The 12,783-nt window shown below is 65.1% G+C and carries 13 protein-coding genes; 5 read left to right on the forward strand and 8 right to left on the reverse strand.

Translation table 11 applies throughout. The features are described 5' to 3' along the window. Position 1: 1 nt before the first annotated feature. From efeB to G5S42_RS04310, 3 genes are all read right to left on the reverse strand, one after another. Complete coding sequence (gene efeB, locus G5S42_RS04300) at positions 2-1,306, reverse strand: iron uptake transporter deferrochelatase/peroxidase subunit (protein ID WP_176105679.1); 1,305 nt, start codon at positions 1,304-1,306, stop codon at positions 2-4. A 37-nt stretch (positions 1,307-1,343) separates the two neighbouring features. After that, entirely contained in the window at positions 1,344-2,438 is a 1,095-nt protein-coding gene (locus tag G5S42_RS04305; RefSeq protein ID WP_176110336.1) for an NHL repeat-containing protein, read from the reverse strand. 181 nt (positions 2,439-2,619) lie between these two features. Further along, the gene (locus tag G5S42_RS04310) at positions 2,620-4,143 is read right to left on the reverse strand and encodes a carbohydrate porin (RefSeq protein WP_176105680.1); all 1,524 of its coding nucleotides are present in this window, start codon (positions 4,141-4,143) and stop codon (positions 2,620-2,622) included. A gap of 280 nt (positions 4,144-4,423) precedes the next feature. Between G5S42_RS04310 and G5S42_RS04315 the strand changes: the two genes are divergently transcribed. From G5S42_RS04315 to hutC (G5S42_RS04330), 4 genes are all read left to right on the forward strand, one after another. Continuing rightward, positions 4,424-5,101, forward strand: a complete 678-nt coding sequence (locus G5S42_RS04315; protein WP_176105681.1) for a hypothetical protein — start codon at positions 4,424-4,426, stop codon at positions 5,099-5,101. Positions 5,102-5,187: 86 nt separating this feature from the next. After that, positions 5,188-6,024 carry an arylamine N-acetyltransferase family protein gene (locus G5S42_RS04320; protein WP_176105682.1) on the forward strand — a complete coding sequence of 279 codons (837 nt, stop codon included), beginning with the start codon at positions 5,188-5,190 and terminating at the stop codon, positions 6,022-6,024. Between the two features lie 23 nt (positions 6,025-6,047). Next, the gene (locus G5S42_RS04325) at positions 6,048-6,728 is read left to right on the forward strand and encodes a methyltransferase family protein (RefSeq protein ID WP_176105683.1); all 681 of its coding nucleotides are present in this window, start codon (positions 6,048-6,050) and stop codon (positions 6,726-6,728) included. A gap of 112 nt (positions 6,729-6,840) precedes the next feature. Beyond that, entirely contained in the window at positions 6,841-7,620 is a 780-nt protein-coding gene (gene hutC, locus G5S42_RS04330; protein ID WP_176105684.1) for a histidine utilization transcriptional repressor HutC, read from the forward strand. A 20-nt stretch (positions 7,621-7,640) separates the two neighbouring features. On the opposite strand, the gene hutC (G5S42_RS04335) is transcribed toward hutC (G5S42_RS04330), so the two are convergent. The 5 genes from hutC (G5S42_RS04335) to G5S42_RS04355 are packed head-to-tail and all read right to left on the reverse strand — an operon-like array spanning position 7,641 to position 11,570. Next, positions 7,641-8,453: a histidine utilization transcriptional repressor HutC gene (gene hutC, locus G5S42_RS04335; RefSeq protein WP_176105685.1), complete on the reverse strand. Its 813-nt coding sequence runs from the start codon at positions 8,451-8,453 to the stop codon at positions 7,641-7,643. Next, positions 8,450-9,337, reverse strand: coding sequence for an amino acid ABC transporter ATP-binding protein (locus G5S42_RS04340; RefSeq protein ID WP_281374980.1), 888 nt, complete (start codon positions 9,335-9,337; stop codon positions 8,450-8,452). The genes hutC (G5S42_RS04335) and G5S42_RS04340 overlap by 4 nt, the downstream gene beginning before the upstream one ends. 13 nt (positions 9,338-9,350) lie before the next feature. Then, on the reverse strand, positions 9,351-10,013 hold the full coding sequence (locus G5S42_RS04345) for an amino acid ABC transporter permease (protein ID WP_176105686.1): 663 nt from the start codon (positions 10,011-10,013) through the stop codon (positions 9,351-9,353). Between the two features lie 28 nt (positions 10,014-10,041). Then, a complete protein-coding gene (locus tag G5S42_RS04350) occupies positions 10,042-10,692 on the reverse strand; it encodes an amino acid ABC transporter permease (protein WP_176105687.1) in 651 nt (216 codons plus the stop codon). A 50-nt stretch (positions 10,693-10,742) separates the two neighbouring features. Next, on the reverse strand, positions 10,743-11,570 hold the full coding sequence (locus tag G5S42_RS04355; protein ID WP_176105688.1) for a transporter substrate-binding domain-containing protein: 828 nt from the start codon (positions 11,568-11,570) through the stop codon (positions 10,743-10,745). Between the two features lie 238 nt (positions 11,571-11,808). Here G5S42_RS04355 and G5S42_RS04360 point away from each other — a divergent pair, with 238 nt between their 5' ends. Continuing rightward, positions 11,809-12,783, forward strand: coding sequence for an isopenicillin N synthase family dioxygenase (locus tag G5S42_RS04360; protein ID WP_176105689.1), 975 nt, complete (start codon positions 11,809-11,811; stop codon positions 12,781-12,783).

Consider the following 12,783-nt stretch of genomic DNA (forward strand, 5'->3'; position numbering starts at 1 on the left):
ATCACGCTTCGAACAGCCCCGCGCCGACATACGAACCCGGCTTCGCCCCGGGCGGCACGACGAAGATCGCGCTGCCCACGTGGGTCGTGAACTGGTTCATCATGTCGAACTTCGCGAGGCGGTCGTTGATCGGGATGAAGCCGGTGCGCGGGTCGCTCTGATGCGCAATGAAAATCAGCCCCGCGTCGTACTCGGTTTCCTGACGCCACGGCGGCCAGCGCTCGATATAGAAGTTCGTGCCTTCGTTGTACGAATACGAGCGCCGCAGAATCTGCGCGCCGTTGTTGCTCGCCTGATTCGACAGACGCACGTGCGAGTTCTCCGGGATCACCGGATCGCCGTCCTTGTCCTCGGCTTTCAGGTCCACCGCGTCGAACTCGTTCTTGCTGCCGAGCGGCGCGCCGCTGTATTTGTGGCGGCCGAACACCTGTTCCTGGAAGCCGAGCTCGGTGTTGTCCCAGTGTTCGAGCGTGATGCGGATGCGGCGCACGACCGTGTAGGTGCCGCCTTCCATCCACGGCGCGTCGTTGGTGGCGCGGGCCCACACGAACTGGTTCATCAGCTCGGGTTTCGCGGTCAACGGATTGTTGGTGCCGTCCTTGAAGCCCATCAGATTGCGCGGCGTCTGGCCGCGCGGACCGGACAGGAAACCGGCCTGGCCCCAGCGCATCGCCGCGACGCCGTAGGCCCGGCGCGACAGTTGGCGCACCGCGTGAAACGCGACCTGCGCGTCGTTCGCGCATGCCTGGATGAACAGGTCGCCGCCGGTCTTCTCCTTGATCAACTGATCGCCGTTGAAGCGCGGCAGATCGACGAGCGCGGCGGGGCGGCGCGACGCGAGCCCATAGCGGTCCTTGCCGTCCTTCGTGAAGAGGCCTGGGCCGAAGCCGAACGTGATGGTCAGACCGTTCGGGCCGAGGCCGAGCGCGTCGCCGGAATCGGGGGCGGGCTGGTCGTCGCCGGCGGGCATCGCGAAGGCCGTGCCGCCTTGCGTCAGGCGCGCGGCTGCTTCGGTCCATGTGCGTAGCAGTGCGATCACGTCGTCGCGCTTGTCGGTGGTCAGATCGAGTGCGGCGACGTAGGTGTGGCTCTGCTGCGGCGTGACGATGCCGCCTTGATGCGGACCGTAGAACGGCACGACCGCGAGCTGCGGATCGGCGTTCTGCGCGCTATGCGCGGGCGCCGTCGCGAGCGCGTCCGGCGAGCTCGCGAGGCCGGCGCCCAGCGATGCACCGGCGGCGACCGCCGCGCCACCCGCTTTGAGAAAGCCGCGTCGTGACGGCCGTGGGGGTTGATCGTTTGTCATGGTCACTTCACCTTCCTGCAGCCTGCGTGGGTGCCGCTTACTTCGCGAGCACCAGCGTGTTCACGTCGTCTTCGACGTAGTAGAAGCCGTCGCCTTCTGGCGTCATCGCGATACCGAACAGGTCGCCGTTGCCGGGGGGCGATTGCGCCTTGTCGGTATCGATCCAGCGTGCGTATAGCTGCTTGCCGCTCGCCGGGGCGATTTCGACGACCTGGCCGTTCAACGCGTTGGTCACGAGCAGGTGGCCGTTGGGCGCGGTGGCCATCGCGAGCGGACGATGCAGCAGGCCGTCGGCGCCCAGCTGGCGGCCGACGCCCGCGCTGGTGTCGCGCGTGAGCGGATCGTCGATCTCGGTGATGCGGTTGCCGATTGCGTCGGACACGTACAGCAATTTCTGATCGGCCGAAAGCGCGAGCCCGGTCGGCCCGACGAGGAACACGCCCTTGTCGGCCTGCGCGCCGAAGCCGCTGCCGATCACGGTTTCCTTCTTCACGACGGGCGGCTTGCCTTGCGGTACGTCGAGGTCGATGCGCAGCACGGTGGCCTGCTTGAATACGGGCGGATTGCCCTCCGCGCCGCCGACGCCGAAGCCCGCGTTGCTGACGAACAGCGTCGCGCTCGCGCCGTTGTCGACGACCGCCATGTTGCCCCACGGGTCGTTGATGTTCGGCGTCGAGATCGTCGAGGCGATCTTGCCTTGAGGGTCGATCACGATCAGGCAGCCGGCGCCTTTGGTGCCGGTCGTGCCGTCGTTGCTCGGCGTGCTGCCGACGATCACCCAGCCCGACTTCAGCATCGTCATCGCGGTCGACAGGCCGATGCCGCCCGGACATTCCTTCAGATCGCGCGGCACGGTCGCGAACACCGTCATCTGTCTGGTGTCCGGGTGATAGTCGATGATCGTGCTGCCAGTGCCCTGCAGGTTCGTCGAGTTGTTGAAGTTGCCGACCAGCACGTCGCCTTGCTTCACGGTGCCCGCGCTGACGGGCGCGACCACGATCGCGTACGGGTTCTGGTCGCCGTTGTCGGGGACGGTGTTGATCAGCGTCGTGTGATGCCTGATCGTTTCAAGGAAGCCTTGCGGCTCGGCCTGCGCGGGCGCAGCCATCGTGAGGGCGGCAGCGCCGGCCATCGCGGCGAGCAGGGAGCGCGCGGCGCGCGGCGCAAACTTGCGCGTGACTGGGTTCACGATTGGGCCTCCGTGCGGGCGCACAAAGCGGGAGTGGCGGTGACGGTCGAAAGCATGGGAAGTGCTGGTCCGGTTGCGTGGGGTGGCATGTGCTTGCGTGGATGAAAGCGCGCGGCGGGCGGCATCAGAAGTTGATATTGGTCCGCACGCCGACGACGAACGTATTGCGCAGCGGCTGCGTCGGGTCGTTCGGGTTCTGGCCCGCACCGGCGTTGAACGTGTATTGCGCGTCGGCCTGCACTTGCCACCACGGATTGATCTGGTACTGGTAGGTCGCCTCGAGCGTGGTTTCGCTGGTGCGCACGCCGTACGGGCTGCCGTTGAATGCCAGGAAGTCCTTGTCGAGTCCGTTCACGTGGCTGCCGACCTTGATGTAGGTCAGCGCGAGGCCGGCGCTGTCGTTGTCGCGGCCCTTGAACGGCGCCTTCAGCACCACGCCGAGGTTGGCCGCGACTTGCACGAGATTGCGATCACCCGGCGCGCCCATCACGCGCGCGAACACGCCGAGGCTGCGTGGTTCGTCGGGGTCGGGGCGCCACACCATCTGGTCGGCGACCGCATAGAAGCTGTAGTTGCCGCTGTGATTCGCGGCGATGCCGGTCGACGCAGGATTCGCGAGCGACAGTCCCATGTTGTCGAAACGCCGATCGGCGAATTCGTTGGTGTTGTACCAGACGCCGAGCTTGTAGGTGCCCGGCAGACCACCGCCGCCCGTGCCGACCATTTCGCCGTCGGACGGCTGGTTGATCGCGTACTGCAGCTCGCCGATCCACAACGCGCCGTTATGCAGGTTGAAGTTCGTGCCGCTCATGTTGTTCGGGTTGTTGCCGAGCGGATCGCCCGAATACACGCCGGCCAGCGCGGTCAACGCAGGGGTGATCTGGCCGCGCACGCGCACGCCCAGACCCGCGAGCGGATAGGCGGGACCGCCCGACGGCAGGTCGTATGAGGGCAGCGCGGGCCAGCCGAACATGGTGTTGAGGAACAGCGCCGCATACGTGCTCGTGATGAATTCCTGGTCGAGACTCTGCTGACCGATCTTCACGTCGACGCGTTTGTTGAGGAACGACTGCTGATACCAGAGCTCCCACAGACGCGTCGCGTTGTCGGCCTCGATGCCGCTCGCCGTGTTCAACGTGCCGAGCTTGTTCGCGCTCAGGTTCGAGCCGTGAATCTGCAGCGCGCTGACGTTGAAGAGGCCGCCCGGCAGGCCGAACGCCTTTTGCGTATCCATCTGCAAGGTGGCGGTGGTCAGGCCGTCGTAGTCGGCGCCGCGCGCGAGACCGCCGCGCAGATTGGCCAGCACTTCGCTGGTTTCGGTCAGCGTGAAGGTCATGCCGTACTTGCCGAGCCACGGACGCAGGCCGCCCATGTCGCCGAGCATCTGCTGACGATTCCAGAAACCGGTCCACTGGTTGGTCTGCGTCGCCTGAATGTTCAGGTCGGCTTCGGGCGCTTCCGGGTTCGCATCGGGATTGGCTTCGGCCAGCGCCGCGTGGCCGGTCAACGAGGCCCACGCGACGGCCGTGCACAGTGCGACGCGCCGCATCGAAGGCAAACGCGTACGATGAATTGCGCCGGTACGTGCCGAAGCGTCGCAAAAGGGAGGCGCGTTGGCGCGCAGTCCATTGAGTTGGGCGAACTTCATCGAAATCCTTATTAGTGTTGTTTCGTCCGATGCCGAAGCAGCTGATGGCGAGATCGTACGCAGGCCATTTGCGAGAGTCAACACAAATGAGAACGATTCGCATCAAGATTACCGGCATGTAAACCCGGGATTTACGGACCGCTCGTAAAGCGCATGAAGATGTAATGATGTCGTAACAGCAACGTAATGAAATAGTATTGATGTGGTCAGACCGAACGCGCGAAAGGGTGAGGTGTCGAAGTGCACGAGTAACCCCGAAAGTCAAAGTGAGGAGGTCGAAATGAGCAAGCGCATTCTTCTGGTTTCGTTGCTGGCGAGTGGCGGTCTGTTGTTGGGCGGCGCCGCGCACGCGCAGTTGAATCTGAAGCAGTTCGGTATCGGCGGGGGCGGTGACAGCTCGGCCGGTGCCGGGGCGTCGTCGGGCGGCGTGTCGCAGCTGCTGCAGAGCTATGTTGGCGCGAACCAGCAGGTGCTGAGCGGGCAGTCGAGCCTCGCGTCGGCGATGGGCATGACGAGTGCGGCCGGCCAGGCGCAGCAGGCGGCGGGGCTGCTCAGCGGTGGCACGCCGTCGGTCAGTCAGTTGACGCAGGTCGGCAGCACACAGGAGTCGCTGTCGCAGAAGCTCACCGATGCGTTCGCAAATCATGCAAGTGGCGGCGCGTCGGCGACGCCGGTCAACAAGGAAGCGTTCACCCAGGGGCTGTCGTCGCTCGGCAAGGGAGTGAGCCAGTATTCGAGCTTGCAGTCGGGGCTTGGCAGCCTTGGTCAGATGAGTCCGTCGTCGCTGCTGCAATCGGGCCTCAATCCGCAGACCGCGCAAAGCGCTTCGTATATCGCGCAGTCGGCGCCGGGGCAGTTGCAGTCGCTGATGTCGACGCTGAGCTCGGCCGTGCAGTTCGCGTCGAGCCACGGTATTACGGTGCCGTCGATCGCGACGTCGGCGTTGAAGGGCATGTAGGCGCGTTTCGCTTCGCCTCGCGCGATCGATTCAGCGCGAAAGCGCTATGATCGCGTCGAACCCGCTCCTCAACTGGAATTCCGCCGATGTCCCACTCCGTCAATCTGGAAAACTACTTCGCCCGCATCGGCTATCAGGGCCCGCGCGCCGCCACGCTCGAAGTGCTGCGGGCGATTCACCTGCTCCATCCCGCCGCGATCCCGTTCGAGAACCTGAACCCGCTGACTCGCCAGCCGGTCAGGCTCGAGCTCGAAGCGATCGAACGCAAGCTCGTGACCCAAAAGCGCGGTGGCTACTGCTTCGAGCAGAATATTCTGTTCGCGAACGTGCTGATGCAACTCGGCTTCAAGATCACGCCGATGCTTGCGCGCGTCATATGGGGCCGCGAGCCCGGCACGATCTCGCCGCGTACGCACATGGTGCTGCGTGTCGATATCGACGGCGACGAATGGATCGCCGACGTCGGCTTCGGCGGCGTCACGCTGACCGCGCCGCTGCGCCTGACCGCCGGCCTTGCACAACCGATTCCGCTCGGCACGTTCCGTCTCGCCAACGCGGGGCACGACACCGTCTATCTCGAGGTGCTGGCGCCGGACGAGAGCTGGTCGCGCGTCTATCACGTCGATCTGCGCGCAGTCGAGTGGGTCGACTATGAAATCTCGAACTGGTACACGTCGACGTCGCCCGATTCGAAGTTCGTGAATAACCTGCTGGCGTGCCGCGTGCTACCCGAACTGCGCGTCGCGCTATTCAACGATCAGTTGAACGAGCGCGACGCGCAAGGGCAGATCGTCAGCGAACGGCGCCTCGCGAGTGCCGCCGAACTCGCCGACTGCCTGCGCGAGCGCTTCGGCTTGAACCTGGAGGACATCGATATCGCCGACGTGTTCGAGCGCGTGCGCACGCGTGATGCGTCCGCATGACACCAGCCCATGAGGGAGCCGCGATGGTCGCACGTCTGATCCTGCAATCGCTGGCCTGGCTGGCGTTCATGGGCGTGCTGCTGTTCGGCGCGGCCGGCACGCTCGCGTGGCCGGCCGCGTGGTGGTATCTGCTGGAGCTGGTGGTGTTGAGCCTGTGGGTCGGCTTGTGGCTCGCGCGTCATGATCCCGCGCTGCTCGCGGAGCGGCTCGCGCCGTTCGTGCAGGCGCAGCAGAGCCGCTGGGATCGTGTGTTCATGGTCGCGATCGGAGCCGCGTGGTGCGGCTGGCTGGTCCTGATGGGCTTCGACGCGATGCGGTTTCGCTGGTCCGGGCCGCTGCCGTTGTGGCTGATGGGCTTCGGCGCGCTATGCGTGTTCCTGTGCATCTTCATGTGCCGCTTCGTGTTTCGCGCGAACAGCTACGCCGCGCCGGTGGTCAAGGTTCAGGCGAGCCGCGGGCACAAGGTCGCCGACACCGGGCCTTACGCGTACGTCCGTCATCCGATGTACGCGGCCGCGCTGGTGTTCTTCGTCGGCACGCCCTTGATGCTCGGCTCGTGGTGGGGGCTTGTGGCGCTGCCCGTGATGGCGTACGGCATGGGCTGGCGCGCGGTGCGCGAGGAGCGGCTGCTGGCCGAGCAACTCGACGGCTACACGGCGTACATGGAACGTGTGCGTTACCGTTTCGTGCCGTTCATCTGGTAGCGCGTCCAGGTGGTCTCGCCGCCGTCGAAGCGGGTAAGATGGCTCCCGGCCGCCGGAGAACCGGCCACGGTGTACCTGATGTAACACCGGCGAATCACCGATGAGGTTTGGAGTGAAAACAACTACACAGGCGCGCATCGCGCCCGCCGCACAGGCCGAGCAGAACCAGGACGCCGCCGATCGCAACCGCGACACGCCGGTCAAGGCGATGCCCGCCTATGAGCAGATCAAACGCTACGTGCTCAAGCGCATCAGCGAAGGCGCATGGAAGCCGGGCGGACTGATTCCTTCCGAAACGGAGCTGGTCAAGGAGTTCGGCGTCGCGCGCATGACGGTGTCGCGCGCGCTGCGCGAGCTGACCGCCGAGCGCGTGCTCACGCGCGTGCAAGGCTCGGGCACCTTCGTCGCGCCGCAGCGATATGAATCGACGGTGCTGGAGATCCGCAATATCGCCGATGAAATCGCCGCGCGCGGTCATCGTCATTCGGCGCGCGTGCTGACGCTCGAACCGAGCCACGACGCCGAGGCGCTCGAAGCGCTCGGTCTCGCGAGCGGTCCCGCGTTTCATTCGTGCATCGTGCACAGCGAGGAGGGCGAGCCGATTCAATACGAGGACCGTTTCGTCAATCCGAAAGTGTTCCCCGAATATCTGCAACAGGACTTCTCGGTCGAAACACCGAATCACTACATGGTGCGGCTCGCGCCCGTGCAGCGTGCCGAGTTTCGCATCTATGCGCAGAAGCCCGACGCCTATGTGCGGCGTCATCTGATGATGGATATCGGCGAGCCGTGTCTGCTGCTGTGGCGGCGCACGTGGGTCGGCGAGAACGTCGCGACGTCGGTGCGGCTATGGCATCCGGCGTCGCGGTTTCATCTGGCGGGGACCGTGTAGCCCGGTTGCTGAAGCACGCTTTATCCCTGCCGCTGCGACGTATTCGGCGAAAAGCGGCAACCAAGCCGGTAGCGCGAACCCGGATGCACGAAACGCGCGAACGTCACCGCGACGCCGCTCGTCCACGTGCGGCGTGTCAGCGTCAGGCACGGTTCCTCCGCGTGAATTTCGAGCAGCTCGGCTTCGGCGGGCGTCGGCAGCGCCGCGTCCACGACGTGTTCGAGATCGTGCATCGGCACGGCCGTCAGCAGATACTCGGACGGCTTCAGCGCCGAAAAATCGTGCTGCAGAAAATCCGGCGCGACGGCCGGATTCACATAGCGATCTTCGAGCTGCACCGGCAGGCCGTTCTCGCGATGCACGCAGACCACATGAAACACCGAAGCGCCCGGCGCCAGCCCCAATGCGTTCGACACCGTGACCGATGCGGTCTCGCGCTGCAATAGCACCATGTCGCAACGATATGCGTGGCCGCGCGAGCGGATCTCGTCGCCGATATGGGCGATCATCAATAGCGTGGATTGCGGCTTGTTCGGTGCGACGAAGGTGCCGACGCCCGATACGCGGGTGACGAGCCCCGCGTCGGCGAGTTCGCGCAGCGCGCGGTTGACCGTCATCCGCGATACGCCGAGCGTCCCGACGAGATCGAGTTCGGAGGGCAGACGATCGCCCGCCTGGCGTTCGCCCGAGTCGATGATCTGGCGGATGTGCTGCTTGACCTGCTCATAGCGCGCGGCGGGCGCCTCATCACTGCCGCGCGCGGTTCTGGCCGCGGCGCGGGCCGCGCTGGCGGAGAATTTGCCGTGAGGCTTGCTGCGAGCGGTGGTGCTCATAGGGGCTGGGTGTCGTCTGGGCCGCGCGTCCAGAACGCATTACGGTCGAAATAGTTTTGCAGAAACTGCCGCAGACGCGGCTGCGCGGCATCGTGAAACACGTCGCGCGGCTTGCCCTGCACGGCAATGCGGCCTTGGTCGATGAACATGACCTTGTCGGCGACCTGCGCGGCGAAGCCCATTTCGTGCGTGACCACGGCCATCGTCATGCCGTCGCGCGCGAGCTGCTTCATCACCAGCAGCACTTCGCCGACGAGCTCTGGATCGAGCGCCGAAGTCGGTTCATCGAACAGCATGATGTGCGGCTCCATCGCGAGCGCGCGTGCAATCGCGACGCGCTGCTGCTGACCGCCCGACAGCTTCGCCGGATACGCATCGCCCTTGTGCGCGAGGCCGACCGTCTCCAGCATCGCGTTCGCGCGGCGGCGCGCTTCGTCGTTCGACAGGCGCCGCACGCGCAGCAGCGCTTCCATCACGTTGCCGAGCGCGGTCATGTGCGGCCACAGGTTGAACTGCTGGAACACCATGCCGACGTTGCGGCGCACGCGGTTGATCTCGCCATGCGACGCGCGCACGCGTTTGCCGTTGCGCTCGGTATAGCCGAGCAGTTCGCCTTCGATGCGCACGTCGCCGTGATCGTAGGTTTCGAGCGCGGCGAGGCAGCGCAGCAGCGTGCTCTTGCCCGAGCCCGACGGCCCGATGATGCAGACCACTTCCGAGCGCGCGATCTCGAGATCGATGCCGCGCAGCACCTCGACGTCGCCGAAGCGTTTGCGCAGATCGCGCACTTCGATCAGCGGCGCGGCATTCGATGCGTTCGCCGTTGCGCTGGCGGACGGCGCGGATGATTGCGCGGGGGAGTGCATGTCGGCGATGGCGTTCATAGGGGTCCCGGAATCATGCCATGAAGCGTGCGAGACGGGCTTCGGCCCACATGCCCGCGCGCGAGGTCAGCTCGACCAGCGCGAGATAGCACACGCACAGCACCAGCAGCGTTTCGACGAAAGCGAAGGTGGCCGAGCCGATACCGGTCAGCACGAAGGTCAGTTCGGGCACCGTGACGATCGACAGCACGGCCGTTTCCTTGCTCAGCACGATGATCAGATTGGTCAGCGCGGGCACGATCAGCACCAGCATCTGCGGCGCCTGGATGCGTGCGATCGCCTGCCAGCGCGTGAGCCCGAGACACGACGCCGCTTCGAGATGGCCTTTGGGCACCGACTGGAAGCCGGAGCGGAACGCCTCGGCGAAATACGCGCTGCCGTAGAGACCCAGGCCGACGATGCCGGCCGTCATCGGTTCGAGCGTGAGCCCGATCGACGGGCCGCCGTAGTACAGCAGAAACAGCTGCACGAGAAACGGCGTGCCGCGCAACAGTTCGATATAGACGCGCAGCGCGGCGCGCAGCCAGCGTCCGCAGAACAGTTGCAGCACCGCGATCAGGAAGCCGATCACGAGACCGATCGCGACGCCCGCGGCCCAGCTGGCGAGCGTCGTCGCGAGACCGGCGGCGATAGGCTGCAGGTTGTGCGTGATGACGGTCGGATCGAACGTTTGCATGGCGAGGTTGGCTTAAACGTGAGTCGATTCAGGCGTGCTGCAAACGGTGCTCGGCCGCATGCGCGACGAGCGCGAGCGAGCCGCAGATCACGAAGTAGATCAGCCCTGCCGCGACATACGCTTCGAGGGGCCGGTAAGTGCTCGCGGCGATGTTCTGCGCGGTGCGCGTCAACTCGGCGACGCCGACCACCGAGATCAGCGAAGAAGCCTTGATCAGCAGCACCATTTCGTTGACGAGCGACGGCAGCGTCAAACGGAATGCTTGCGGCACCAGAATGCGCCGCAGCGTATCGAGCGGGGAAAGCCCGAGCATGCGCGCGGCTTCGAGATGTCCGGGCGGGATGCTTAGAAACCCGCCGCGCAGAATCTCGGCTATATACGAGGCCGAGCACAACGACACCGCGCTGATCGCGGCGACGATCGGCGACACGTTGATACCGGCGAACGGCAACAGGTAGTAGACGAGCAGCAATTGCACGAGCATCGGCACGCCACGAAAGAAGAACACGTAGGCGCCGCCCGCGAGCCGCGCGGCGCGATGCTGCGACAGCCGCGCGGTGCATACGCCGATGCCGACGAAGAAGCCGATCACGAGCCCCGTCAGCGAAATGCCGACGGTGGCGAGCGCCGCATGCAGCAGCAGCGGCAGGCCCTGAACGAAGACGGTCGTGTTGAACATGGGTCGCGGCCGGTGGAACGGGAAGGACGACGCGTGCCGCCCACGGACGCTCAGTAGTTCGGCGTGGGCATCGTGGAAGGCATCTCCATCGCGACACCGAACCACTTCTTCTGCAACGCGGCGAGCCGGCCATCCTTCTGCATCTTCACGAGCGCCGCGTTGAACGCGTCGGCGAGCGGCTTGCTGTCGGCGTCTTTACGCAATGCATATGCGAAATAGACCTTCGCGCCGAACGGCGGCTGCACGACCGCGAACATCTCGGGGCGCTGCTTGGCGACATACGCGATGTTGGTCATCGAGTTCGCCACCGCGGCGATGCGGCCTGCCGCGAGGTCCGCGTAAGCCTGATTGTTGTCGACGTACTCGCGGATTTCCGGCGGCTTCGGCAGCGTGGCCGCGTAGCTCTTCAGCTGATCGAGCTGCGCGGAGCCCTTGCCCGCGCCGATCGTTTTGCCCGCGCTATCCGCCGATTGCTTGATCGACGCATCGTTCGCGCGCTTGAGCAGCGCGTCGGTCGCATCGGCGACGGGCAGCGTGTAGGTGTAGCGTTCCATGCGCGCCTTCGTGACCGTCAACGGGCCGCCGACCATATCGAACTTGCCCGCTTCGAGACCGGGCAGCACGCTCGGCCACGGCAGATCGATGAAGCGCACCTTGACGCCGATTTCCTTGCCGATCTCCGCGAACAGGTCTTTGTTGAAGCCGGCCTGCTGACCGTTCTCGAGGAAGTCGAACGGTGCGAACTGCATTTCGGTGCCGACCACCAGTTCGCCGGCTTTCTTCACTTTGGCGAGCTGGTCTTCGGCGTGCGCTGCGACGCTCGCCGCGCACAGCGCCAGCACGACCAGACCACATTTCCAGCCTGCAAGGATACGCATGGGGTTCTCCGGGGGCGAATTGGTGTTGGGTGGCCGGCGTGTCGAAGTCTTGGTTGTGGACCCGCCGCGCCGACGCAGATCGCGGGCCCTGCAGGGCAGTATATACTGCGTTTCCGGCGAAAAATAAATGCTCGCGCGAGTAGAGAAAAGCCCTTATATGGAGGTACGCGAAGCAACTTGCAGCAGTGCTTTTGGCGGTATATACCACTGCAATACCGATCCTCCAAGGAGCAGCGCGATGCCCGCGACTCGCATTCCGATCATCGATGTCGCCGGCGTGCGCGCGGGCGATCAGCAGGCGCTCCGACGCGTCGCGAAAGAAATTCATGAAGCGTGTACGACGATCGGTTTTTTCTACATCGTCAATCACGGCGTACCGCAAGCGACGATCGATGCCGCCGCGCAAGCCGCGCGCACCTTCTTCGCGTTTCCGGTCGACACCAAACGACGCGCGGCCGTCAATCATCGGCATCGCGGTTTCAATGCGCTGGGCGACGCGACGATGTACCAGGCCAAGCGTCCCGACTACAAGGAGTTCTTCAGCATCGGCCTCGAACTGCCGGAAGACGATCCCGACGTGCTGGCGGGGCAAGCACTGCGCGGGCCGAACAACTGGCCGGACTTCATGCCCGGGTTGCGGCCGGTGCTGTATGACTATTACGAGGCGGTCGGCGCGTGCGGCGCCGATCTGCTGCGCGCGGTCGCGGTGAGCCTCGGCGTCGAAGAAAATTTCTTCGTGCCGCGCTACACGAAGCGCATGCAGCGCACGCAAATGGTCTACTACCCGCCGCAGCCGCCGCAATCGGATGAAGATCAGTTCGGCGTGGCGCCGCATACCGACTACGGCTGCATCACCTTGCTGTGGCAGGATCAGGTCGGCGGCCTGCAGGTGCGCGAAATCGCCAACGATACTTGGGTCGAGGCGCCGCCCGTCGAAGGCAGCTTCGTCGTGAACGTCGGCGATCTGCTCGCACGCTGGACCAACGACCGCTTTCGCTCGACGCTGCATCGCGTGATCAATGCATCGGGGCGCGAGCGCTATTCGATCGCGACGTTCTACGATCCGACCTATGGCGCGCTCGTCGATCCCCGTGAGCTGGGCGCGAGCGACGCGCAAAGCAAATATCAGCCGGTCGCCGCGGGTGACTATATCCTCGGCCGCATCAACGATTCGATGGGTTATCGTAAGAAGCTCGCCGCTACGGCACGGTAA

This window comes from Paraburkholderia youngii, assembly GCF_013366925.1.
GTDB lineage: Bacteria > Pseudomonadota > Gammaproteobacteria > Burkholderiales > Burkholderiaceae > Paraburkholderia > Paraburkholderia youngii.

Excerpts from the sequence above, each read along its gene's own strand:
- efeB (WP_176105679.1), bottom strand. The coding sequence starts at position 1,306 with ATGACAAACGATCAACCCCCACGGCCGTCACGACGCGGCTTTCTCAAA.
- G5S42_RS04305 (WP_176110336.1), bottom strand. The coding sequence starts at position 2,438 with ATGGCCGGCGCTGCCGCCCTCACGATGGCTGCGCCCGCGCAGGCCGAG.
- G5S42_RS04310 (WP_176105680.1), bottom strand. The coding sequence starts at position 4,143 with ATGAAGTTCGCCCAACTCAATGGACTGCGCGCCAACGCGCCTCCCTTT.
- G5S42_RS04315 (WP_176105681.1), top strand. The coding sequence starts at position 4,424 with ATGAGCAAGCGCATTCTTCTGGTTTCGTTGCTGGCGAGTGGCGGTCTG.
- G5S42_RS04320 (WP_176105682.1), top strand. The coding sequence starts at position 5,188 with ATGTCCCACTCCGTCAATCTGGAAAACTACTTCGCCCGCATCGGCTAT.
- G5S42_RS04325 (WP_176105683.1), top strand. The coding sequence starts at position 6,048 with ATGGTCGCACGTCTGATCCTGCAATCGCTGGCCTGGCTGGCGTTCATG.
- hutC (WP_176105685.1), bottom strand. The coding sequence starts at position 8,453 with ATGAGCACCACCGCTCGCAGCAAGCCTCACGGCAAATTCTCCGCCAGC.
- G5S42_RS04340 (WP_281374980.1), bottom strand. The coding sequence starts at position 9,337 with ATGAACGCCATCGCCGACATGCACTCCCCCGCGCAATCATCCGCGCCG.
- G5S42_RS04345 (WP_176105686.1), bottom strand. The coding sequence starts at position 10,013 with ATGCAAACGTTCGATCCGACCGTCATCACGCACAACCTGCAGCCTATC.
- G5S42_RS04350 (WP_176105687.1), bottom strand. The coding sequence starts at position 10,692 with ATGTTCAACACGACCGTCTTCGTTCAGGGCCTGCCGCTGCTGCTGCAT.
- G5S42_RS04355 (WP_176105688.1), bottom strand. The coding sequence starts at position 11,570 with ATGCGTATCCTTGCAGGCTGGAAATGTGGTCTGGTCGTGCTGGCGCTG.
- G5S42_RS04360 (WP_176105689.1), top strand. The coding sequence starts at position 11,809 with ATGCCCGCGACTCGCATTCCGATCATCGATGTCGCCGGCGTGCGCGCG.